At 41.4% G+C, this 20,699-nt stretch carries 25 protein-coding genes; 20 read left to right on the forward strand and 5 right to left on the reverse strand.

Going from position 1 to position 20,699, the window contains the following annotated elements:
- Window positions 1-10 precede the first annotated feature (10 nt).
- The 4 genes from BLS28_RS16345 to BLS28_RS16360 all read right to left on the reverse strand — a co-directional run bounded on the left by BLS28_RS16345 (window position 11) and on the right by BLS28_RS16360 (window position 4,359).
- The gene (locus BLS28_RS16345; RefSeq protein ID WP_091169473.1) at window positions 11-289 is read right to left on the reverse strand and encodes a DUF6520 family protein; all 279 of its coding nucleotides are present in this window, start codon (window positions 287-289) and stop codon (window positions 11-13) included.
- Between the two features lie 46 nt (window positions 290-335).
- Window positions 336-815 carry a MauE/DoxX family redox-associated membrane protein gene (locus tag BLS28_RS16350; RefSeq protein WP_143020791.1) on the reverse strand — a complete coding sequence of 160 codons (480 nt, stop codon included), beginning with the start codon at window positions 813-815 and terminating at the stop codon, window positions 336-338.
- A gap of 11 nt (window positions 816-826) precedes the next feature.
- Window positions 827-3,457 carry a lanthionine synthetase LanC family protein gene (locus BLS28_RS16355; RefSeq protein WP_091169480.1) on the reverse strand — a complete coding sequence of 877 codons (2,631 nt, stop codon included), beginning with the start codon at window positions 3,455-3,457 and terminating at the stop codon, window positions 827-829.
- A gap of 326 nt (window positions 3,458-3,783) precedes the next feature.
- Complete coding sequence (locus BLS28_RS16360) at window positions 3,784-4,359, reverse strand: Crp/Fnr family transcriptional regulator (RefSeq protein WP_091169484.1); 576 nt, start codon at window positions 4,357-4,359, stop codon at window positions 3,784-3,786.
- Between the two features lie 336 nt (window positions 4,360-4,695).
- Here BLS28_RS16360 and BLS28_RS16365 point away from each other — a divergent pair, with 336 nt between their 5' ends.
- On the forward strand, window positions 4,696-5,781 hold the full coding sequence (locus tag BLS28_RS16365) for a hypothetical protein (protein ID WP_143020792.1): 1,086 nt from the start codon (window positions 4,696-4,698) through the stop codon (window positions 5,779-5,781).
- A gap of 15 nt (window positions 5,782-5,796) precedes the next feature.
- Here BLS28_RS16365 and BLS28_RS16370 read toward each other — a convergent pair whose 3' ends face one another.
- Complete coding sequence (locus BLS28_RS16370; protein WP_091169489.1) at window positions 5,797-6,027, reverse strand: hypothetical protein; 231 nt, start codon at window positions 6,025-6,027, stop codon at window positions 5,797-5,799.
- Window positions 6,028-6,457: 430 nt separating this feature from the next.
- Between BLS28_RS16370 and BLS28_RS16375 the strand changes: the two genes are divergently transcribed.
- The 19 genes from BLS28_RS16375 (at window position 6,458) to BLS28_RS16465 (ending at window position 20,653) form a co-directional block, all read left to right on the forward strand.
- Window positions 6,458-7,339, forward strand: coding sequence for an RteC domain-containing protein (locus BLS28_RS16375; RefSeq protein ID WP_091169493.1), 882 nt, complete (start codon window positions 6,458-6,460; stop codon window positions 7,337-7,339).
- A 118-nt stretch (window positions 7,340-7,457) separates the two neighbouring features.
- Window positions 7,458-7,634: a hypothetical protein gene (locus tag BLS28_RS30875; protein ID WP_176844486.1), complete on the forward strand. Its 177-nt coding sequence runs from the start codon at window positions 7,458-7,460 to the stop codon at window positions 7,632-7,634.
- A gap of 395 nt (window positions 7,635-8,029) precedes the next feature.
- Window positions 8,030-8,974, forward strand: coding sequence for a DUF8464 domain-containing protein (locus BLS28_RS16385; RefSeq protein ID WP_091169500.1), 945 nt, complete (start codon window positions 8,030-8,032; stop codon window positions 8,972-8,974).
- Window positions 8,975-9,146: 172 nt separating this feature from the next.
- Window positions 9,147-9,557, forward strand: a complete 411-nt coding sequence (locus BLS28_RS16390) for a plasmid mobilization protein (RefSeq protein ID WP_091169503.1) — start codon at window positions 9,147-9,149, stop codon at window positions 9,555-9,557.
- Window positions 9,558-9,696: 139 nt separating this feature from the next.
- Window positions 9,697-10,095: a hypothetical protein gene (locus BLS28_RS16395; protein WP_091169506.1), complete on the forward strand. Its 399-nt coding sequence runs from the start codon at window positions 9,697-9,699 to the stop codon at window positions 10,093-10,095.
- Window positions 10,096-10,407: 312 nt separating this feature from the next.
- Window positions 10,408-11,400, forward strand: coding sequence for a relaxase/mobilization nuclease domain-containing protein (locus BLS28_RS16400; protein ID WP_091169508.1), 993 nt, complete (start codon window positions 10,408-10,410; stop codon window positions 11,398-11,400).
- A gap of 21 nt (window positions 11,401-11,421) precedes the next feature.
- Window positions 11,422-12,048, forward strand: a complete 627-nt coding sequence (locus BLS28_RS16405; RefSeq protein WP_091169511.1) for a ParA family protein — start codon at window positions 11,422-11,424, stop codon at window positions 12,046-12,048.
- Window positions 12,045-12,395, forward strand: a complete 351-nt coding sequence (locus BLS28_RS16410) for a hypothetical protein (RefSeq protein ID WP_143020793.1) — start codon at window positions 12,045-12,047, stop codon at window positions 12,393-12,395. Before BLS28_RS16405 ends, BLS28_RS16410 begins: the two co-directional genes overlap by 4 nt.
- On the forward strand, window positions 12,392-12,676 hold the full coding sequence (locus BLS28_RS16415; protein WP_091169518.1) for a hypothetical protein: 285 nt from the start codon (window positions 12,392-12,394) through the stop codon (window positions 12,674-12,676). The genes BLS28_RS16410 and BLS28_RS16415 overlap by 4 nt, the downstream gene beginning before the upstream one ends.
- A gap of 3 nt (window positions 12,677-12,679) precedes the next feature.
- The gene (locus BLS28_RS16420; RefSeq protein ID WP_091169522.1) at window positions 12,680-12,970 is read left to right on the forward strand and encodes a DUF4134 family protein; all 291 of its coding nucleotides are present in this window, start codon (window positions 12,680-12,682) and stop codon (window positions 12,968-12,970) included.
- Window positions 12,971-13,201: 231 nt separating this feature from the next.
- The gene (locus BLS28_RS16425) at window positions 13,202-13,507 is read left to right on the forward strand and encodes a DUF4134 domain-containing protein (RefSeq protein WP_091169525.1); all 306 of its coding nucleotides are present in this window, start codon (window positions 13,202-13,204) and stop codon (window positions 13,505-13,507) included.
- Complete coding sequence (locus tag BLS28_RS16430; RefSeq protein WP_091169527.1) at window positions 13,507-13,794, forward strand: plasmid transfer protein; 288 nt, start codon at window positions 13,507-13,509, stop codon at window positions 13,792-13,794. Before BLS28_RS16425 ends, BLS28_RS16430 begins: the two co-directional genes overlap by 1 nt.
- Window positions 13,772-16,195 (forward strand): TraG family conjugative transposon ATPase, encoded by a 2,424-nt coding sequence (locus BLS28_RS16435; protein WP_091169529.1) that lies wholly within the window; start codon window positions 13,772-13,774, stop codon window positions 16,193-16,195. The genes BLS28_RS16430 and BLS28_RS16435 overlap by 23 nt, the downstream gene beginning before the upstream one ends.
- The gene (locus tag BLS28_RS16440; RefSeq protein ID WP_091169531.1) at window positions 16,192-16,869 is read left to right on the forward strand and encodes a hypothetical protein; all 678 of its coding nucleotides are present in this window, start codon (window positions 16,192-16,194) and stop codon (window positions 16,867-16,869) included. Before BLS28_RS16435 ends, BLS28_RS16440 begins: the two co-directional genes overlap by 4 nt.
- A 17-nt stretch (window positions 16,870-16,886) precedes the next feature.
- Window positions 16,887-17,390: a hypothetical protein gene (locus tag BLS28_RS16445; protein ID WP_143020794.1), complete on the forward strand. Its 504-nt coding sequence runs from the start codon at window positions 16,887-16,889 to the stop codon at window positions 17,388-17,390.
- A 5-nt stretch (window positions 17,391-17,395) separates the two neighbouring features.
- Entirely contained in the window at window positions 17,396-18,061 is a 666-nt protein-coding gene (locus BLS28_RS16450; RefSeq protein WP_091169735.1) for a hypothetical protein, read from the forward strand.
- Window positions 18,058-18,723, forward strand: a complete 666-nt coding sequence (locus tag BLS28_RS16455; protein WP_091169537.1) for a hypothetical protein — start codon at window positions 18,058-18,060, stop codon at window positions 18,721-18,723. The genes BLS28_RS16450 and BLS28_RS16455 overlap by 4 nt, the downstream gene beginning before the upstream one ends.
- Window positions 18,720-19,499, forward strand: a complete 780-nt coding sequence (locus tag BLS28_RS16460; protein WP_091169541.1) for a hypothetical protein — start codon at window positions 18,720-18,722, stop codon at window positions 19,497-19,499. The genes BLS28_RS16455 and BLS28_RS16460 overlap by 4 nt, the downstream gene beginning before the upstream one ends.
- On the forward strand, window positions 19,496-20,653 hold the full coding sequence (locus tag BLS28_RS16465) for a TraJ family protein (protein WP_091169544.1): 1,158 nt from the start codon (window positions 19,496-19,498) through the stop codon (window positions 20,651-20,653). The genes BLS28_RS16460 and BLS28_RS16465 overlap by 4 nt, the downstream gene beginning before the upstream one ends.
- Window positions 20,654-20,699 lie beyond the last annotated feature (46 nt).

Here is a 20,699-nt window from a genome sequence, read left to right on the forward strand (position 1 = left end):
GGCCTCTTTTTTAAAACGGCTGGTACAGGGTGCCATTGGAAGAATGCCCGCTTGGCACCACATTGTCTGTGGGGGCGGTATTCGTAACAATTGAACAAATTCCATTGCTTGTAGATTGGCAGGCTAAGGAATTCGGATCTGGCTGATTGGTTTGCCAATGAAAACCAGTAGGCGTTTTCACTGCATAATAGGTAGCCGCATTTTTCTTAGCCGCAGGGCTGAACGCAAATGCAACTCCAACGCTGCTCATAGCAGCTACGGCCATAATGGCCATTTTTAGTTTTTTCATGGATGTAAAAATTAATTCATTACCGGTTTTACCAACAGGACCAGTTTTAACCTGATTTCGCGCGTGAAATATTTTTATGATCGTTTTCGATTTTTAATTTCTGAATATTGTTGTTTTCAGGAGCCTTGTTTAATAGTAAACCAATTATACCGACTGCAACGAAAAACAGGTTGAATATCAGATGCTGTTCCCAGGTAAAGGATTTGAATATCCCTCCGCACGAACAGGGTACTCTCGGAAAAAAATTAAACATGATCGCTACGATATAAATGGCAAAGGCGGCCATTAAAACCTCGGTTATTAGCAAACCCATCCTTCTTGTTTTTGGCCACGCTACCATGAAAGCGGTTATTATTTCAATCGGTGGAAGAATGATAACGAGTATATCAATTAACCAGGTTGGAAAAGGTTGTTTATGCATATCCCTTTTAAAACCGACAAAGTCAAAATATTTGCTGGAACTCGCATACAGCCACATCATTACAATGAGAAGTATGGCTATAAACAGTACCAATTCCTTTATCATTTTTTTAACTATCATATTTGAAATAAATGGAATCCGATTTTATCCGGATGATTATACCTAAGCAGAAAATGAACAATACCGCTATTCCCAACCATAAAATCAGCTGTGGGTACCGTATCGCTTCCATCCAGCCAATACAAAGTGCTTCCATTATACCCTGAATGGGATATTATATTCACAATATGCGATGCCCTTGCATACCATTCAGGCTCTTTAAAAACCCGATACGCTTCCAGGTAAACTTCACCTAAGCCCGATAGTCCATTTGCCTGGCTCAGATAATTACTGGATATAAATTTTGGATGACTAAGAAGTGCAGATGTCGCGGCGGCTTTGTATTCGGGTAATTCCAAAAGTTCAAATGCTTTAATGAAAAGGAAGGCAATTCCGGTAAAACCATATTCCAACCAGGGATCAACCCCACCGTTTTCTGAATTGACCTTCCAAACATAACAGCCATCAACCTCCAGACGTTGCTTTAGTAACCAGTTTAATGATTTTTTAGCGGCAATCCTGCTTTGCTCACTGTAAAATTTCGTCCCATAGACTAACAGAAAATATGTAATGCCTGCAATGCCATGAAAAAGACCAGTAAGTTTAACTCCTTTAGCTGCTCCCGAATCTTGTTTTATTGACCAGGAACCATCACGGTTCTGGGAACAAATTAGCTTTTCAGCTATTTCACTTGTTTTTGAAGCTAAGTTTGGAAATTCCAGCAGCTCGGCACACGTCATCATTGCCAATCCCTGTCCAGCAATTCCGTTGGCTACATTTAGTTGACCGGTATTTAAACTGAGCAAACGGGCAATCAGATCAATATAATTTATGCCCATTTCTAATTGTCCGTATTTAATTAGAGTAGAAAGAACTACACAAAAACCGGCCGCGCCGTTATTTAGCCCAGGGTCACAATTATTTGAATGTGCTTCAAAGAAACTTTTCACCTCATTAAAGTTCAAATAAAAAGTATCTCTGTTTTCGTTGAGGTCACGGCCAAAATAATCAGCAATTGCAAAAAGATAAGTGATACCTGAAGCACCTTTAAAGAATCCCGGATAATAGGATAAGCTTTTAGATTCATTAGCAAAAAGGAGATTTTCGGATACTGTTTTAGAATGCCATTTTCCCTCTTTATTGGCTAAGGGCCATTGCCAAAATGATCTTAGTGCTGTATCAATCATGGTTTTTAATGCTGGAAAATCATTTGTTATGATAACTTCCTTTAGCCCAGGTTTGGCCCCGGTTAGAAGTACTGAATAAAATACTTCAAGGGCATGTTTAATTGAATCCAAATTTGGTCTTTGGCCAGGATCATGGCTGAGACTTGAGCAAATTAAGATGGCGATCCTTTGATTTCTTATTAAGTAGTTTAAGTCGGCGTAAAGGTTGTCCGTATTATATAAACTAAGCTTTGTAGGGGAAATACCTGTAAGCGCCTTTATCAATAAACCACCAATACCAAAGAAATCATCTTCAATCACCGGCATTTTCATCCCGGTTTGTGCCGGTGACATATAACCGGGTGTACCCAGGGTAAAAAAAGGGTCAGGGTGATTAGTCTGATAATTATAACACAGTTCAATATCAATCGCCACCACCCGGTTATCTTTGGTTATCATAAAATTTACCGGACTTAAATCTCTGTGAATAAATCCACAGGTGTGTAAACCCTGGATAAGGCCCACTACTTTTAAAAGCAAATTGATAATTGCCGTTTGATTCTCCTTTTCAAGTGCGAACCAAACTTTACCCTTCTGAAGAATATTTAAAATATCATTTAAGGAATTTCCATCAATAAATTCCATTATCAAATAGGCATCATTCCCGGATTCAAAAAAGTCTATTGGATGCGGTAATGAAATCAATCCCTCAAGTTCTGACTGAACCTCATATTGCCATTGTAACCTGTCTTTTATGGTTCGGCCGGCATCATCATAACATTGATTAAATTTCCCCTGCTTAATTAGGCACCAATGGATATTACTCCATTTCGAGATGTTTAATCCCTTGTAAACATTTCCTTTGACATCACCTTTGAGTGTTTCAAGAATGAGATACTTTCTATTCAGCAGTTTTCTAATTTTAGCTTTCGGCTCCCTGCAAATTGCCTGGAATGGCCATGTTCTATCTTCCTTATTTTTATTGGAAATAAAATCAGTTTGGTTATCATATCCGGAATAGACACAGCTACCCAAGTGCCTGGCAGCAGGTATATCCGGGCCGTTGAATATTTTTGTTGTACATAAAAGGCGTTCAGCAGCAGCAAGAGCCTTTATCCTGCTGCCCGGATAAATGGTGATGATTTTACCAATAAGGTCGTAACCTAATCCGCCCTGCAATAAAAGATCATGAACATTGCTGGATTCTGGTATTGTAAATGAAATACCTGGGCTTTCAAGTATGGGAAAAATAGCTTCCAGCATTTCGGCAATTTGCTGTTTAACCACAGTAATATAGATCACCCACCTGGTTTGTCCGGAATTTTCTCCTGCCTGTAAATATGGGCCGTTGTGACTATATAATATATCATATCGGTTTAGAAGCGTTTCATAATTATGATAATGGAAATTAATATGCTCTATCCCATTTTGATTATTATCATTTTGAACAAGGTCAGTTTGTATATTTCTTGGAGCTTCCATACCTGCACATTAATTATAGGTTAAAGCTAATAGTGTCCAACTGTATTATCTGTTGATTTACCTCACAGAAATTCTCGGTTTACAACACATTAATTTTCGGTTTACCGTAAGTATTCAGGAGAAGTATTTCATCAAAGATTGTGATGTAACAGAGTTTCGATATATGCCAAATTTAAGTCGGCCTTATTTAAGAGAAATTTCAATGAAAAAACAAATAGCCTAAAATTAAGGGGATAATATATTAAATTATGTGTTTTACCGTACAAAAGAAAATGAAGTACCGTATAAAATTAGGTGAAGAATTCGAGTGGATTTTGTGAAGTTCTTCAGTATGGTAAACCTTTATAAAGGCGGCTGAAAGTCTCCCTTGTTACATTAAGGTAAGATGCGATCAAAGATTGCGGTATCCGTTTTAAGACATAATCCTCGTGTTCACACATAAAATCATAACGTTCTTTTGCTTTTGGAAACCGGAGAAGTTTTTCCCTGTATTGTCCTTCGTTTATACTTTCTGCAAATAAAAGGAAGAAGAATTCCATCAGTTCAGGATACAATTTTAATACTCTTTGGATGTTGTTGATTGGAATAGCTAAAACTGTTGTTTTCGTTACGGCACTTATATATTCATCGCTTGTGCGCTGATTAAAAATACCCTGGGGTATTATGATATCACCTTCCTGTTTAAACCAGGTGGTCATTTTTTCCGCCGGGCCGTCAATCGCACCTCTGACATAACCACTCTGAATAAAATAAATAGCAGTTGCAAAGTTACCTGGCGAAAGAAATATCTCAAGCTGATCAAACTGGTTAACTCGTAATCCTTCCATAAGTGCCAGCGATATTTTTTGAGGCAGAATTTTGGTACGATTAAGGCGTTGGACAAAGGCGGCAGAATCAATCATTATTACTACAGTTTTAGACAAATAACCATATTCCGAAGGCTCAGGTCAAGTGGCTAAGGGTGGCAATAAAAATGTCATCATTTTAAAAAACGCAGATTTTTGTTAAATTTTACTTTAAAGCAAATCAATTTTCTCACCATTGAGAAAATTGATTTATATTTGTTAAATGCAGATAGTATAACAGAGGGCGATTATTCGGAACTATATATTATAAAATATAAGTTTTGGCAGAACATTATTATGGCCGCAGCACTGATAAAAATCAAAGGATTTGTACAAACCTACACGGGTTACAATTTTGAGAATATCACCGATCTTGAAATTGAGGAACTGAAGGTGTTCCTGGCTGAGGCTTTTCTTTCTGTGAGGTGGGAAATTGAAAGTGAATTTGATAAAGCACCAGACTTTTCAAATAAAACCCAGTACATACATAATCTGCAATTACAATTAACACATCTTGCGGGTGGCCTAACTGGTTTTGATCAGGAAAATGATGACTCAAAGCAACTTTCCCGGGTATTTGAATGGGTGTTAAATGGCCTATTTGAGTTGTTTGAATATTTGCGTACCTATTTTAAGGCTTATTTCAATTACGAAGCTGACCTGCCAGTAAAATTTATTGAACGCGCCAAGAATACCTACTTTACTACCCCACAAGACCTTACTGATAAACTTACAGAATTAAAGGTTGATAAGGATCTCTTAAACCTGCTAAAGAATTTCAGTGAAGCTTCCAGGGATTCGGAGAAATTCACTTTACGAACCTGGCGGCAATGGGATTACCTGGTAGGTGTCGTTATAATTATTTATGCTTTTCTGGATGATCCTATTAAAGGTGATATTAATCTTGAATTATTGAAACTGCTGATCAGCCAGGAGTTTAACAGCATACAGGTTTATGCATATTTTATAAAATATGTAGAGCGCGTCACATTAGGCGAAGCTATATTTCAGGAACAACAACAGGAATTACTTTATTTAATAAAGGTGTTCCGGCAGGTAAGGATTGATGCTGAATTCATGTATGATTCAAAGGTTCAGTCTTTAAAAAGTTCTGTGTTAGAAAGCCTAGAAGCTGAACTGGCTTATTTGGAACAAAAGGAAAAATTACTCATTCAAAGCTTAAAAGCTACGGAACCAAATGGGCCTTCTAAGTTCTATTTTACGGTCGCGATAACTTTAGCGGAACTTATGTTTTTCTTTAGGATTATGCTGGAGGTAAAGGTGATTTTTACAAAATTCAACTCCTACTTGTATGAATTTGTATCAAATCACATCAAGACACAAAGAGCTGAAAATTTATCCAAGCAGAGTCAGCGCAATCATCTTAGTAATAAGCTGTTCCCGGATCGGACTGTTAAAAATGTTAAAGGCTGGCTGGAAAAGATGATCAATCATATCAACTTATATTACGATATATAATCAAGTTTAGAAGGTTTAGCTTTTTCTTTCCAACAGGTGCAGTAACCCTTTTTCATCCAGGAATCTAATGACCATATTAAACCTTACATAATCAAACGCCTCCTGTTCCCGTAACCATTTCCAACCCTTACCGATAAATTCCTGAAGATTACTGATTCCGAGTTCCTTTAAGTTTGATTTACACTCAGCGTTTAAATCTAACTGTTCAATTGGGGTTTGAAGGATTTTTTCTTTAGCTGTTTCCATAAAAAAATAGCGTGGGTCACCAGTTTTTCTGTTACAAGAGGTACGGCTAAGAACCTACACACAGGGTAAACCAATGCCCACGCATAACGTGGACGATCAGTCTATTACCCCCTTGTGTTAATTTTGAATTTAGCCGATTCCTTGTAACAAGGTTAATAGTGTCGTTAATATATTTTATATCATTTTAATTTCTACTTCATGCATCAAAGTTAATCATAGCCCTAAGTATATCAAATAGAGTTTTTTTGGAAAAAAAATAAAAAAAATGATAAAAATGGGTTACAACATAATTTTGGATTCTAAGCTGGTATAACCACAAAAAAGCACTTGGATGGCACTTTATTGTGTCATCTTAGCCACTTTACAACAAATGCTATTAACACCAAATTGGTCATAACTTTTAAATACTTAAACTAAAAATAAGGAATTTATGATCAATGAAAATGGTAATGCACGGTACGTGCAGCTTGAAGAAGAACTGGAATTATTCAGCGAGATGGGTATATCTCCGGTACAAAAATTAACAGGCACTTTAAATAGTGTGAGGCTGGCGTTGGCAGACCTCAAAAAGGAAGTTTACAATTATAGTTTCACCGATCCTGAGGAAGAAATTTATTTTTTTAAACACATCAAGCCTAAATTTCTCGCCTCCCAGATTTATGCGCTGGAAAGATTTAAAATCGATGCCGACAAGCCTTTAGGCGAAGAAACTATTCTTAAAATTTATTATGAACAGGAACTGAAATTTATCAGGCGTTTTTTTGAAAAACACCAGTTTCTATATCAGTATTATCTTTTGGAGGGCAAGGAACTGGATAACGCTTATTTTATCCGGGGTATAAATCAATCCAGTATTTTTATTGCTGACGGGCCTGATTTAGATCCGAAGTTTTCGACACCGGGCGATTACCTGTTCGCCAGGTTTCTTGCAATGGAGAAATTACAGGAATATTTAATGCAAAGGCTCTACAACCCACTGGAAACTGAAAACCATTTTAAAAACTCCAGGACTAAAGGGTCTTTTAAATGGACTGGTGATAAATCCAATTTAATTGAACTGGCTTATGGTATTTACGGCACGATGCAGATCAATGATGGAAATATAACCATTGCTGATATTATAGAATGGCTCGAACTATCCCTTGATATAAGCCTGACCAGGTATTATCGACGGTTTTCTGAAATTAAAATGAGGAAATCTATCAGCAAAACGAAGTATCTCGATGATATGCGGGATGCCCTGGCCAAATACATAGACGAGGGTGATACCTTTAAACCCCGCTCAATAAAACCCCTTCCAAAGGCCAAATAGGCCGTTTATAAAATAAATCTTTAGTGCTCCGGTGGTGCCTTGTGAAATAAAAATTTGGCAACCGGGCACCTTTGTTCCGTCATCCTGCTGCAATGGTGCAGCAGGTAAACCTGACGGGATGAAGCTTAAAGATATGTTTCTACTTCTCATGGAATCTGCAAATCAAGGCACTGAAAGCGCCCTTGCAGAGAACATCCAAATTCCTGAGTGGATTACCAAATCCGAAGCGTATCGCAGAAAAAATCCCAGTACAGAATTGACAGAAAAAACTGGAAGCCATCGCGGCTACCAGTAACCGTGGAACTTATCTGCCCGTGGCAGAACGGGATTTCGCTTAACGCCCCAGTGGCTGATAGGCAATTCGTTATTTGACATGCAGGAATGAAGCATTACCCTCTTAATACCAGGGAATCAGGCGAAGCTGAGATCATATCAACATAGCGAAAGCGCCTGGGCAGGCGACGGCCCGAATCGTAGGATTTGACGTGAGTAGTTCCGAAATATATACCGGCAGAAGCGAATTTATCGGGTTCGATACCCGCTGCCGGTACAAGCAAAAGAGGTCTTTTGCTGCCGTGCTATCCTTAAGACAGATGTTAATAGACGGTTCCTTTTTATTTTTTGCCGGCCATAAGGAATTACTAATCCAGTATCATCTCCGGCTTCATTTTTAACTCAAATCAATTATCTATGTCTAATTTATTAACAGTGAAAGAGCTTAAAGAACAAGGCTCCCTGGTAGACCTGTTAAGTCGTTTAGGGTATCAGCCCGTTCCCAAACGCGGCAGGGAAAGAATGTATCACAGTATGCTCCGGAACGACGATAGTGATCCGTCCTTTAGTGTGAACGATGATCTCGGTGTGTGGTTCGACCACGGTTTAGGCAAAGGCGGAAACATCATTGATTTCGGCCTATTGTATTGGAAGCACTTAGGCTTTAATGACGTCGTAAAAAAGATCCAGCAGGTGTGTTCTCTGGAGCCTGGTGAAACCAGGGTAGCCAGGCCGCGCAAAGCCGTTAAAATTCCGCAACACATAGTGGAGCAGGTCAAACCAATAGGCACTCACCCGGCAATTACAGAATACCTGAAAAGCAGGGGTGTTTTTGATGTCGCCAGGAAATACCTATCCGAAGTGTATTATTATGTGGAAGATGACAAAAATGTCCGTAAACATTACTTTGCTGCCGGCTGGCAAAATGAAAACAATTCGTGGGAGGTACGTAACCGGTATTTTAAAGGCTGTATGGGCCATAAAGGAATTACTTTCTTTCCCGGCCATGCAAAGAAGGCCGCTATCTTTGAAGGCTTTCTTGACTTTTTGAGTTGGCGAATAGATTACCCCGAGGCTGATCAAAGTGTAATTATTTTAAATACCCTGAATTTATTACAGCAAGGGATTAATAAAGCTAAGGCATTTTCTTCACTTGATATTTACTTTGACCGAGATAAGGCCGGAAAAATGGCTACCAGGGATTTTATTAAAGCATTGCCGTACGCAACTGATCGTTCAGAAATTTATGAGGGCTTTAATGACTACAACGATAAGATTAAAGCAGGTCTGAAAATAGTTGCAGCAGAGAAAAGGACAAAAGATGATTTCTTTTCTGGTATCCGCGTACCTTTTGAAAGATAGTACCATGTTATTATCACCCGATCATTTCCACCAAACATAATTTCTAACCCCAAACGTCAAATTCATAATCCAAAATTCCGTTGCTTTTGCAACGGCAAGATGTCTTTTTGTTGCACAAAAAGTCTCTTGCCCTCCCGGGAGGATTTAAAAAAACTCGCAACTCGTTTTTTCTATGGGGGACTTTAAGAAACTGAATGGAAGACCGCAGTTGAAAGAAGGGAAGCGGACCAAGTTTATAAACGTCAGGTTCACCGAAGATGAATACAAGGAGGTTGCAGAATTAGAAAAAGAACTGGCCCTTTCAAAGACAGATCTGATTAGGATGCGAATTTTATCTGATGCAAAAAAAACGGTCATCAACGCTAAGGAACTGATCAAACATCTGGACACAGTAGGTGCGGAAATGGGCCGGATAGGTAACAATATAAACCAACTGGCCAAACATGCAAACACACTTAAGCTACGTGGGGCACTAAATCCAACGGTCGTAGAAAGGTTCAACCAACTTTTTGAGGATTATATCCAAATTCAGCAACTGCTGGAAGTTTCTCTCCGCAAAATTATAAGGGCAATGGGCAGTTGACTGTTCAGGGTCAGTAATATTCAGAAATACTGATATAAGATTATACAGGTATCCTGTTATTCAGTTACCCAGATACACGGTTATAAACTTTCGGATAGTTATAAACTGCAGGTAATCAAAAACTAATAATTAATAAAAGATGAAGTACAGAAACAAACACTATTTTGAACTCGGGACGCTCCCGTTTATTCTTTTTCCAGCCATTGGGTTGACAGTCGGCCTAACGCTTTGGATCAGTAAACCTTCAATTCCTATTCCCTATGGATATGGTACCCCTTTTAGCAGCTCCGGTATTTATGAAGATAAGTTGAAGCCATATGTGGATGCTTTAAACCCAGACATTGATGATTGCGAAAAGGCTGTGTTTGATTATACCCGTGATACTGTCCTGGTTCTTACCGGACCGGATTTTTTAAAGGTTGCACCAGGCATGAAGAGGGTACTTTATAGAACAAAACAAGGTATCCTAAAAACCATCGATTTACCGGTTACTCAACTAACTGAAATTTCCGTTGACTCAACAGATGTTGAGGAGTAAACCTGATTGGAATCTTTAAAATAAGATATCCTGTTATACTGATACCCTTTTACTAAGTTATCAAGTTAGCCTGATATGCTGATATAAAGATAGTCTGCTATACTTTTACAATGATACTTTGTTCTACTGATACACGGTTACTGTGTTATTTCATTATACAGGTACAATGATCATAGGATAACCGGTTATACTGATATCCTGTCCTACGGATCGCCCGTTATGCTGCTCACCTGGTAGACAGTTATGCTGTTACCATGAACTATCGTTACAGGGTTATGCCTTCCCGATTACATAAGTCAACCTTTAAATTTTATGATCGCCCATATCCTTGAAAAATCATCAAGAACTTTTGCAGGCGTAAAATACAACACTAATAAGATCGACCGCAATACAGGTGAATTAATGCTAATCGCCAACTTTGGCGCTACACAAGCATTAAACAACCCAAGGCCGCAGGATCTTGTCAACTACCTGCTAATGGTTGCCGCTCAAAACAAGGGCATAAAAAACACCCAGTTTCATGCGGTCATTTCAGCCCGAGGGCGAAATTATACCAAGCAGGAACTCACCAAAGCTGCCGTGATGTGGTTAAAGGAAATGAAATACGGCGATCAGCCTTATCTCATTGTATTCCACAAAGACACCGCTAATCACCACGTACATATCGTCAGCTCCCGTGTGGGCAAAGATGGCAAACAGATAGACCGCGATTATGAACAGGTCAGGGCGGTCAGGAACATAGAAAAGGTATTGGGCTACACATTTGCATTACAATACAGTTTCAGCACCAAAGCGCAGTTTTATTTGATTTTGGAAAACCAGGGATACCTTGGCCGTGATTACGTCCATGAGGAAAAGCTTCAAAAAAAAATTAATGCTTATGAGCCTGACAAGGCAAGGATTGCAGAACTGAAAGGGCTGTTCCTGGCCCATAAGGCAGCCCCGAACTTTGTCCACATGATGCAAACACAATACAGGCTTGATCTAGTATTTCATTCTTCCGAAGGGCAGAAGCCCTATGGATATACCGTTATTGACCATGCCACCAAACAGGTTTTTAAGGGAAGCGAGGTCCTGAACCTGAAATACCTGTTGGATGAACACCTCAGTTTTGAGCCGGCCTACCAACCGGCTGGAATAGAGCTCCATGATTATTTGGACAGTAATGCTATTACTTATTATTCAGAATACGCACCGCAGCCGGTGCACATCAGACCTATCATGATTTCCGACGATGTGGACGATCAGCAGGTACTCGGCATGAAACGCCGGAGGCAAAAGAAAGCAAGAACTAATACCCGATAAGGGATAAACCCATGAAAAATTATGATTTGTTTATTTGGAAACCAAAAGGGGGGTGTCGGCAAAAGTACGCTCACCGTCCTATCAGGGAACTACCTGAGCCTGGCTAAAGATTGGCCAGTTACCATTATTGATATGGATTATCAACAATCCATATCACAGAAATATGAAAAGGCCAAGGTGCTCGAAAATGATGAGCCTTATGAAGTTTTACCTGCTAACCTGGAAAGTTTTTCAGTGTTGAGTCCAATCCTCACCAAAAATAAAAAGGATGCTATCCTGATCGACCTGCCAGGTAAGTTGGATGACGATGGCCTCATACCGGTTTTCAAATGCGCTGACCTGGTGATCTGTCCATTTACTTACGATGAGTTCACCTTTGAATCCACCGTTTTATTTGCGGTAGTGCTTAAAAAGGTTAACCCAAAAGTGGATGTAGTTTTCATTCCCAACCGGATAAAGGCTAATGTGAAGTTTGAGATCATGAGTGAGGTGAATGAACAGCTTTCCAGATTTGGCAGGCTCACAACGGCCATTCCTGACCGCATCGACTTTCAAAGGATCAGCACCTTTCACACACCCTTATCTCTTGACGCTGTAATAAACCCTGTATTCGAAGAAATATTTGCCGACCGCTTATGGAAAAAATGAAAACGTTAGCTGACCAGCTACGCGAAAAAATGGTAAAACCCGGTGATAAGAAAACGAGTGACAACCGGAACCTGGGTGTTAATGTCCATCAAAACGCAAGAAAAAAAGCGGATAAGATCATCGAATCGACTATACTCAAAGCATTAATTGCTTATGATAATAGTGATAACAAAAGCATGGTGCATAGCCGGTTTGATAAGCACACCCTCGATATCATGAACAAATTTAAAATGGCTACTGGTGTGGATGTGACAAAGTTTGTGGCATTTGCTGTCAAGCATTTTTTTGACAGCTACCCGGAGCTTAAAACAATTATTAAACAATTTATACAAAACACTGACTTATGACCTGGATAAAATTTGCCATTTGGCTGCTTGGTATCTATACCATTTATTATGCGGCCCTGATCTTTTGGGATTACCTGCGTACCAAACGCGGGGATACGGAAAGTGATAAACATGAACTCACTTTTGTTGAGGATATACTGCCCGTTAAATCACCTATTGATGAGGTTTCTGCCTCAGGAAAGGAATCTGCCGTAGCATTTTCGGGAGGCGTTAGCCTCAAACAGCTTTTTAATCTCGCCCGTGAAGAGTCGGTCGAATACATCAAATCTGTTAGCTTTTAATGAATGAGATTTATCCTGACTGTTTTTTGCTTCCTGCTTATGGTAGGGGCATTTGCACAACCCGGCATCACAGAGATGCAGCAGGCCCAACAAAACTTATCTTCTTCATTTTTCTCTGCCTTTGATTGTGCGCTTGTCATAGCTACTTTATTAGGGCTCAACGGCGCAATTAAAATATACCATAACTGGCAGATGGGTAAAGATCGTATCGATGCGGATGTTGCCGCATGGTTCTTTGCCGCTATTTTTATTACCCTATCGGGTGCCTTCTTAAGGGCGTTGTTCGGAATCTGAACGCCTTTCTCTATTAAGCTCCTTCCCCGGCAGCTATAAAAGATTTCTGTCAAACCTTCTTCAAAAAAATGCAAACCTGTTTTCAGGTTTGATACCGCAGCTTGATACTGCCAATCCCATTTGGGTGAATTAATTGGGGAGTTGTTCGTGATCTGAACGCCCTTTAACAATAGCCGGCCATCTCCCAGGTGACCTTAAAAGATCTCCGCCTTTATTTTTTTCTCCTATTTAATGTTTACAAAAACAAAAAAGTTATGGGCTTCAGCGGTATTGCTGGCCCTTTCGGTGCCTGTATTTGCGCAAAGCGGTGTTAACGGCCTGAACACTGCAACTTCCACCCTAAAAACCTATGTAGCGCCCGTAACCAACATCACGTTGGTGATCGGCGGAATCGTTGGTATCGTTGGTGCTATCCGTGTCTATTCAAAATGGAACAGCGGAGATCAAGATATCAATAAGGAATTAATGGGCTGGGGGGGCAGCTGTGTCTTTCTCGTGGTTTCCGCATTGGTGATCAAGGCTTTCTTCGGCTTATAATGGCCAGGAAGTATCCTGTATATAAGGGGCTGCAACGGCCCCTTATATTCAAAGGGTTCAAAGGCAAGTTCATTTACTGGGGTATTGCCTCCCTTTTAACCGGCCTTGTATTCGGTGCGCTTACCATGTCATTAGTTAACATGTGGCTAGGTGCGCTGGTACTCATTGGCTTTATCGTTGGCGGTTTACTCTTTACTGCCAGCAAACAAAAAGGCGGCCTGCATTCTAAAAGCCGCACCTCAAACATTTACATCCTTAATCATTATGGCCGTAAAAACCTTATTTAACATTCCCTATGCCGGAGTGGATAAAGGTGGTGAATACGATTTGCTCATAGGTCTTAACGGGGAATATTCGGTAGTCATTCAAATGGTAAACCCGGTGATCCGTTACTCCGCTTATCCGGCAGGGTATGACGAATTTCACAATCTGCTTATCAATGTTGTTAAAATAATAGGCGATGGTTATCTCCTGCAAAAGCAGGATATTATCAGCCGCTCACCATATAAAGGCCCGCCGGCAACCGAATACCTTCAAAAGCAATACAACGCCCATTTCGACGGGCGGGAATGCATCCAGGTGATTACTTATTTAACCATAACGCGCCAGGTAAAAAAGGGCGCGTTTTATGTTTTCGATGCGCGTGTCCTGCGGGACTTCCGGCAGGCAATCGGTAAGGTTCTTGATGTGCTGCCTTTGGCAAATGCGCTTAATGAGGGGCAACTAAACCAGTTGGTTTTACAGCTGCTTAGTATGGAGTTCGGCCAGCCGAATATTGTGCTTAACAATCTTGCCCCATCAGAAACTGAAATCAGGATTGGTGAAAAAGCAGTTCGCAGCATCAGCCTGGTAAATATTGACAGCATCGACCTGCCGCCTGATGTGGCTACCCATATCGAGCTTAACGACAAGGAAAGCATGCGCGGGTTCCCGGTAGATTTCCTGTCCTTTCTCTTTAAAGTTCCTGGTGTTGATGTGATCGTTTTTAACCAGCTGATTGAAATACCCAACCAAGCCGTTACGCTTCGCAAATTGGAACAAAAGAAAAAGCGACATGCGGGTATCCCTGACCCGGCCAATCAATTGTGTGTAGAGGATATTGACCTTTTGCTAAATGATGTGGCACGGGAAAACCAAATGCTGGTTAATTGCCACTTTAATATTTTGGTGGCGGCACCTATTGCCTCTATACAAAAGTCGGTCAATTTTGTAGAAAGCTCTCTGTTCCAGTTGGGTATTATCCCCAGCAAAAACGCCTACAATCAGTTGGAACTTTTTAGGACAGCCCTTCCGGGAAATGGTGTAGAATTGAAAGAATACGATTGGTTCCTGACAACCTGTGATGCTGCTATATGTTTTTTCTTTAAGGAATCACTACCAAAGGATGAGCCTTCTGACTTTCTAATCAGGTTTACCGACCGGCAAGGAATCCCCGTTGGAATCGATCCGTCGGACCTTGTAATGCGCTCAGGGCGGGTAAATAATCGCAACCGCTTTTGTCTTGGGCCAAGCGGTTCTGGAAAAAGTTTTTTCATGAATTCGCTGATCGAGCAATACATGCTATATAACATGGATATGGTAATTGTGGATACAGGCCACTCTTATTCGGGACTATGTTCCTACTACAACGGGAAATATATTACCTATTCTGACAAGTCTCCGATTACGATGAACCCATTTCGCATTACCGAAGAGGAATACAATATTGAAAAAAAGGATTTTTTATGTACGCTCATCGGTGTGGCCTGGAAGGGTGCCGAAGGAACCTTTAGCCCGGTTGAACGGGATGTAGTGGCAAATGTGATCTCTTCCTATTACGGTAAGTCTTTTGCTGATAACGGCGAGTTGAATTTCAATACTTTTTATGAGTTCGCCCTGGAAAAAATACCCGAGATCAAAAACGAGGAAAAAATCGTTTTTGATTTTGACGAGTTCCGCTATGTACTTAAAAAGTTCTATAAAGGCGGGGAGTTTGCGCCTATACTGAACAAGGACGCTGACAAATCCTTGTTTACCGAGCGGTTCATTGTGTTCGAAATTGACAGTATAAAGGAGCACAAAATTCTTTTTCCGATTGTCACGCTCATCATCATGGATGTATTCATCCAAAAGATGCGTTACCGCTCCGACAGGCGTAAAACTTTAGTGGTAGAGGAGGCATGGAAAGCCATCGCCAGTCCATTGATGGCGGGGTATTTACTGTACCTCTATAAAACGGTCAGGAAGTTTTGGGGTGAGGCAATAGTTGTTACGCAGGAGCTGGGCGACATCATCGGCAACGCTGTAGTAAAAGACAGTATCATCAATAATTCTGATACCATCTGCCTGCTCGATCAAACCAAGTTCAAGGACAATTATAATGATATCGCCGCCCTGCTGTCCATTAATGAAACCGAGCGCCGGAAGATCTTCACCATTAATCAACTCGATAATACGGAAAACAGGGGCAGGTTTAAAGAGGTTTATATCCGTCGTGGCGCTGTAGGCGAAGTTTATGGCGTGGAGGTTTCCTTGCAACAGTACCTTACTTATACAACCGAAAAGCCGGAGAAGTCAGCCGTAGAAAGCTATACAAATCGCTTCGGCTCTTACACGGACGGCCTTGATGCCTTTGTCCGGGATTTCAAAAGCAGCGGAAAATCATTACCTGCTTTTATTTCACATGTTAATCAAAACCAAATTTCATGAAAACGCTCATTTTGAAAAAAACACTCCTAATCTTTATTTTACTGTCGGTACTAACCGGCGCATTTGCGCAGGAATTGGTGGTGGACCCCGCAGTATCAGGAGCCATCGCTGTAAATTCCGCGATTATTAATGGTCAGTTGAACACTACCAATGATAAATTAAACCTGATCCAAAAAGGGCAACTTGCAGTTAGCGGCCAGTTATTAATTGTAAACAGCCTGCAAAATAAGATCTATCAGGGTTTGAGCCAGGTCGCATCGGTTATTAATAACCTCACCACCATTAAGGAGATCGCGGAATGCGGATCGGATATCATTACCGATGTAGAATCGTCTGTAAAATTAGCCAAGTCTGACCCGGTGTTGTTGCTCTTTGCCGAACAGGGAGCACGGGATTTTGAAACAAGGGCGGCGACACTGGCAGCGGATGTTTCCGCCTTTGTACTCAAGGGCGGAAACAGCAACCTCATGGATTCTGGCGAGCGTGGTAAATTATTGAATCATATTGCAGATGAAATGCGCATACTTCGGGGCATCGCCTATGGTATGGACAGGGCAATGTATTGGGCCAAGATCAACGGTATTTTTCATTCACTTAATCCATGGGCTGAATGGCAGAACCAGGACGTCAGGATCGCTAATGACGTATTGACCAATGCCAAATACCTGAAGTGATACAATACAAGGTCATTATGATCAATCCGAAATGGTCCCTGTATAAAGATTATAAAATGGCGAAGATGAACCTTAGCGAAAGCATACCGCAGGAAGAAATCCGGGCAATGAGGGCATTTCATTTTTTAGAAGAGTGCCTGCGTGATCTCTCGTATCCGAATCATATCCTGTTTGTTTGGGTAACCGAATATTATGTGCAGGATTGTTGCAGTTACATGAATCGGCTTGGGTATCGATATTATGCACGCTTCATCTGGGCAAATAAACCGGCGAACGTACAGCCAGCCCGTGAATATCTGTTAATGTATTATAAAGGGAACTTTCTGCCATTTACCATAAATTTTTCCGGCCCTTTAAAATTAACGTTCACCGGCAGTGTTAAAACACAAAAATGCAAACCAGCAGCAGCCTACAGCATGATTGATGCGTTTTATCCTTACTGGTCGAAACTTCAACTGTTTGGCTGGACACGACGCCCCGGTTGGTCTGTATTCCATCAGAATGAAAAAAAATACAAATGATTCTTATGAAAACAATTATCCTAACCCTGGCTATAATGATAGCCTTTGGGGCAAAAACTTTTGCCCAGCAAAACATCCTTGATATTCCTGCCCTTCACCAATTGGTTGACGAATCTGAATCGGAAAACAAGCTGCAGGTAAAGGCAAAAAACCAACAGGTGCTTGCTACCGCCAACGAAAAGGCCAACCTCACTTTGCTGGACAAAATGAAGGCAACCTACCGGACTTTGCAGCAACGTTATAACGCGCTCGGTACCGCTATTAATATTGCCGACATCGGTATCTATGCTTCGCCGATGGTAAGCCGGATCATCAGCAACCAGGCGCAGATCATTCAGCTGGCTCAAAAAAATCCAGCCTTAATTGCGATTGGATACCAGTCTGAAATTCAATTTGCGTCACAGGCAAAAAGCCTAATCGCTTATGTAACCGGCTTATCGTTATCCATTGGAGATGTAAACCAAATGAAGGTATCTGACCGGAAGATGCTGTTTGATTATGTCATTTCTGAATTGAGCAACATTCAGGATTTGTCAGGAAACATGCTTAATCTGATGCAGTATTCCAATCTGGCATCCATGTTAAGGGCAGCAAATCCCTTTCAGAATTTTATTGATGCTGATAAGTCTATCGGCAGCGAGATCATCCAAAATGCAAAAAATTTAAAATGAAAAATTTACTTATTTCTGCCTTGTTGCTGATTCAGTTTTCGTGGGTGCATGCCCAACAAGTCGTGTTGGATTACCAGCACGTTGTTGCAGTTACAGAAAACGGCATCGTCAGAAGCGGAGCGGAAAGCACACACGAGCAGTATCTCGGAAAAATCAACAACAATATCAATGACCTGAACACCAATGTTGGTTCGGTCGTATTAGCGCAAACCATGATCTACGAGGGCTTGTCCAATGTAAATTCTGCATTAAAGGATGGGCTTGCGGTAAAAAACATGGCTGTGATCATCGCCGACATGACTGGTTATATTAACCAGGCTTTGGCAATGGCCAAAAGCGAACCCTATCTTTTGATATTCGCGGGTAACATTGCCACAGAAATGCGCACAAGATCACTGGCTTTGGTTAGTGATGTTTCGGGTTATGTGCTCAAAGAGGGCAATAACGTACTGGCCGATTATAATTCCCGTGACCAGCTGCTGCACAAAGTCATGCAGCAATTACAAATTCTTGATGGACTGGCCTATGGTGCCTGGAAATCCATGTATTGGGCAAAGGAACGGGGCCTGATCGCTTCGTTGACGCCTTTCGCAGATTACGTCAATCACGACAAAACCTATGTCAGCCAGATTATTCAAAACGCTAAATATTTACACCAATGAAATTCTTAGTTCCAATATCTTTTATCCTCATCGCCCTGATCCATCAATGTTTCGGGCAATCAGCAGTTAATGACCAGAGCGTCCGTTACCAGGAGCAAAGGATGGTTTACCTGCAATGGGACCAGAATAAGTTTACGCCTAAAGCGGGGTTTCTTAGCCTTAACCCTTATTACTGGCTCACCTGGGGTTTATTTCATCCCAACTATCACAAGACAGACCTTCGCCCATTAAGCGCGACCGGCCCGCAAACCCAGCGGCTTGCGCTGGTAGGAGCAATGAACAGCACTGATAACAAATACAAATTGCATTCGGATACCGTCCGTAATACGGCACTTTCTGAAATGGCCAACCAATCGGGTTTGATTACAGATGTAGATCCCTTATGGCAGTTATATTACAGCAATGAGCTAAAGCCGGTGCTCAATAACTCGATGGCTTCCATATTGGCCGGGCTCTCGCCGCAGGTCAGTGCCAAACTGGTTTCCGAAGGCTTGTACAACTGGTATAAAAATGAGCTGGATATGTTGAAGGAAAGGATTCAGGCCGCTCATTCAACCACAATGGACAGGGGCTCACGCATCCTGGCCTATCACCGGCTCCTGATGGAGTACCGCAGGCTGGCCGGTGTTTGGGCAATCCGAACATCATCGGCGCAAGCCACTATAAATATGACCGCCCAACAGCAAAGGTTAAAAGCTAACCAGGTAACGGTCAGCGAATGGACACCACAGACAGATATCCAGATCGCCAATAAAGTTTTACAACACCTTCAATGAAGAAGAAAATAACGTTACTTATCCTGCTGTCATTTTGTATCACGGCAGTTTTCGCCCAAACGACTACCAATCCCGATAACACCAAAACACTACAGTTTTTACAGGGTGACGGCGTTTATGAAACCGGGGTCATGGTGTTTCTGAAAGGGCTCAAAGATTCGGTCTGGACACATTTCGACCTTTTTATCACGGACGCCAAAGCCCTTGCCGCCATTTTTATGATTATTTTTTTCGCCATCAAGTCATATGAAATGATGGTGGGAGACAAACAGCTGGAGATTATGCCGCTCTTAAGACCATTCGGCTTAGCGATGATCATATTATGGTGGGGCGCGTTCGTGAAAATGATCGCATTCCCTACAGACATTGTGGCCAATCAGACCGAACAAATGTTTAACAGCGAACAAACCACAGTTGACAATCTGCGCCTTAACCGCTCAAATTTGATGCTGGCTGTCGCAAATTCTCTTTATACCTACCAGGCCCAAACCGAAGTTGCTGAAAAAGAAAGCGACACATGGTATGGCCAGGCCTGGGATTCTGTCACCAGTACGGTTAAACAAGGTATCAGCAGCGTGGTTTCTCCATTGCTGGAATTGAAGAACCGGCTCACGGTGGGCATGCAGCTATTGTTTACCCAACTACTCGAATTGATAGGGATCTGGATATTGCGCTTAGCGGTCTATATTATCTTTATGATCCAGATCATCTATTCGACAATATTGATCATCCTTGGCCCGTTTGCTGTAGCCGTAAGTATCCTGCCTGCATTTCGGGATAGTTTCAGTACCTGGGTTGCACGATTTATTTCCGTAAACCTATATAGTGGTATTGCCTACCTAATCATGTACCTCACCGGGCTGATGCAGGAATATGCCCTAACCTCAGAGATCAGCAAGTACAAAGAACTGGTTGGTGAAAACGGGTTAAGCGCAAATCTCGAAAAAATGGCTTGGTTTGCCGGAAACGGTATTCTGTCCTTTGGAACCGTGATAATCGTATTTCTGATCGGCGCGATCTGTATGTTCACCGTGCCCAGCATCTCCACATGGATCATCTCTACATCCGGCATCAGTTCTGCCACTTCCACCTTTGGCCGTAGTGCCGGAACGGTGGCAAGTATGGCCAGAAAAGCTGCAGGCAGCTTCTTTTAATTGTTTTTTTCTTTCTCCTTTTTAGTTAAGGCTGACCCGCTGCTCA

It is taken from the genome of Mucilaginibacter gossypii (assembly GCF_900100945.1).
Lineage (GTDB): Bacteria > Bacteroidota > Bacteroidia > Sphingobacteriales > Sphingobacteriaceae > Mucilaginibacter > Mucilaginibacter gossypii.

Excerpts from the sequence above, each read along its gene's own strand:
- BLS28_RS16345 (WP_091169473.1), bottom strand. The coding sequence starts at position 289 with ATGAAAAAACTAAAAATGGCCATTATGGCCGTAGCTGCTATGAGCAGC.
- BLS28_RS16350 (WP_143020791.1), bottom strand. The coding sequence starts at position 815 with ATGATAAAGGAATTGGTACTGTTTATAGCCATACTTCTCATTGTAATG.
- BLS28_RS16355 (WP_091169480.1), bottom strand. The coding sequence starts at position 3,457 with ATGGAAGCTCCAAGAAATATACAAACTGACCTTGTTCAAAATGATAAT.
- BLS28_RS16360 (WP_091169484.1), bottom strand. The coding sequence starts at position 4,359 with ATGATTGATTCTGCCGCCTTTGTCCAACGCCTTAATCGTACCAAAATT.
- BLS28_RS16370 (WP_091169489.1), bottom strand. The coding sequence starts at position 6,027 with ATGGAAACAGCTAAAGAAAAAATCCTTCAAACCCCAATTGAACAGTTA.
- BLS28_RS16375 (WP_091169493.1), top strand. The coding sequence starts at position 6,458 with ATGATCAATGAAAATGGTAATGCACGGTACGTGCAGCTTGAAGAAGAA.
- BLS28_RS30875 (WP_176844486.1), top strand. The coding sequence starts at position 7,458 with ATGAAGCTTAAAGATATGTTTCTACTTCTCATGGAATCTGCAAATCAA.
- BLS28_RS16385 (WP_091169500.1), top strand. The coding sequence starts at position 8,030 with ATGTCTAATTTATTAACAGTGAAAGAGCTTAAAGAACAAGGCTCCCTG.
- BLS28_RS16390 (WP_091169503.1), top strand. The coding sequence starts at position 9,147 with ATGGGGGACTTTAAGAAACTGAATGGAAGACCGCAGTTGAAAGAAGGG.
- BLS28_RS16395 (WP_091169506.1), top strand. The coding sequence starts at position 9,697 with ATGAAGTACAGAAACAAACACTATTTTGAACTCGGGACGCTCCCGTTT.
- BLS28_RS16400 (WP_091169508.1), top strand. The coding sequence starts at position 10,408 with ATGATCGCCCATATCCTTGAAAAATCATCAAGAACTTTTGCAGGCGTA.
- BLS28_RS16405 (WP_091169511.1), top strand. The coding sequence starts at position 11,422 with ATGATTTGTTTATTTGGAAACCAAAAGGGGGGTGTCGGCAAAAGTACG.
- BLS28_RS16410 (WP_143020793.1), top strand. The coding sequence starts at position 12,045 with ATGAAAACGTTAGCTGACCAGCTACGCGAAAAAATGGTAAAACCCGGT.
- BLS28_RS16415 (WP_091169518.1), top strand. The coding sequence starts at position 12,392 with ATGACCTGGATAAAATTTGCCATTTGGCTGCTTGGTATCTATACCATT.
- BLS28_RS16420 (WP_091169522.1), top strand. The coding sequence starts at position 12,680 with ATGAGATTTATCCTGACTGTTTTTTGCTTCCTGCTTATGGTAGGGGCA.
- BLS28_RS16425 (WP_091169525.1), top strand. The coding sequence starts at position 13,202 with ATGTTTACAAAAACAAAAAAGTTATGGGCTTCAGCGGTATTGCTGGCC.
- BLS28_RS16430 (WP_091169527.1), top strand. The coding sequence starts at position 13,507 with ATGGCCAGGAAGTATCCTGTATATAAGGGGCTGCAACGGCCCCTTATA.
- BLS28_RS16435 (WP_091169529.1), top strand. The coding sequence starts at position 13,772 with ATGGCCGTAAAAACCTTATTTAACATTCCCTATGCCGGAGTGGATAAA.
- BLS28_RS16440 (WP_091169531.1), top strand. The coding sequence starts at position 16,192 with ATGAAAACGCTCATTTTGAAAAAAACACTCCTAATCTTTATTTTACTG.
- BLS28_RS16445 (WP_143020794.1), top strand. The coding sequence starts at position 16,887 with ATGATCAATCCGAAATGGTCCCTGTATAAAGATTATAAAATGGCGAAG.
- BLS28_RS16450 (WP_091169735.1), top strand. The coding sequence starts at position 17,396 with ATGAAAACAATTATCCTAACCCTGGCTATAATGATAGCCTTTGGGGCA.
- BLS28_RS16455 (WP_091169537.1), top strand. The coding sequence starts at position 18,058 with ATGAAAAATTTACTTATTTCTGCCTTGTTGCTGATTCAGTTTTCGTGG.
- BLS28_RS16460 (WP_091169541.1), top strand. The coding sequence starts at position 18,720 with ATGAAATTCTTAGTTCCAATATCTTTTATCCTCATCGCCCTGATCCAT.
- BLS28_RS16465 (WP_091169544.1), top strand. The coding sequence starts at position 19,496 with ATGAAGAAGAAAATAACGTTACTTATCCTGCTGTCATTTTGTATCACG.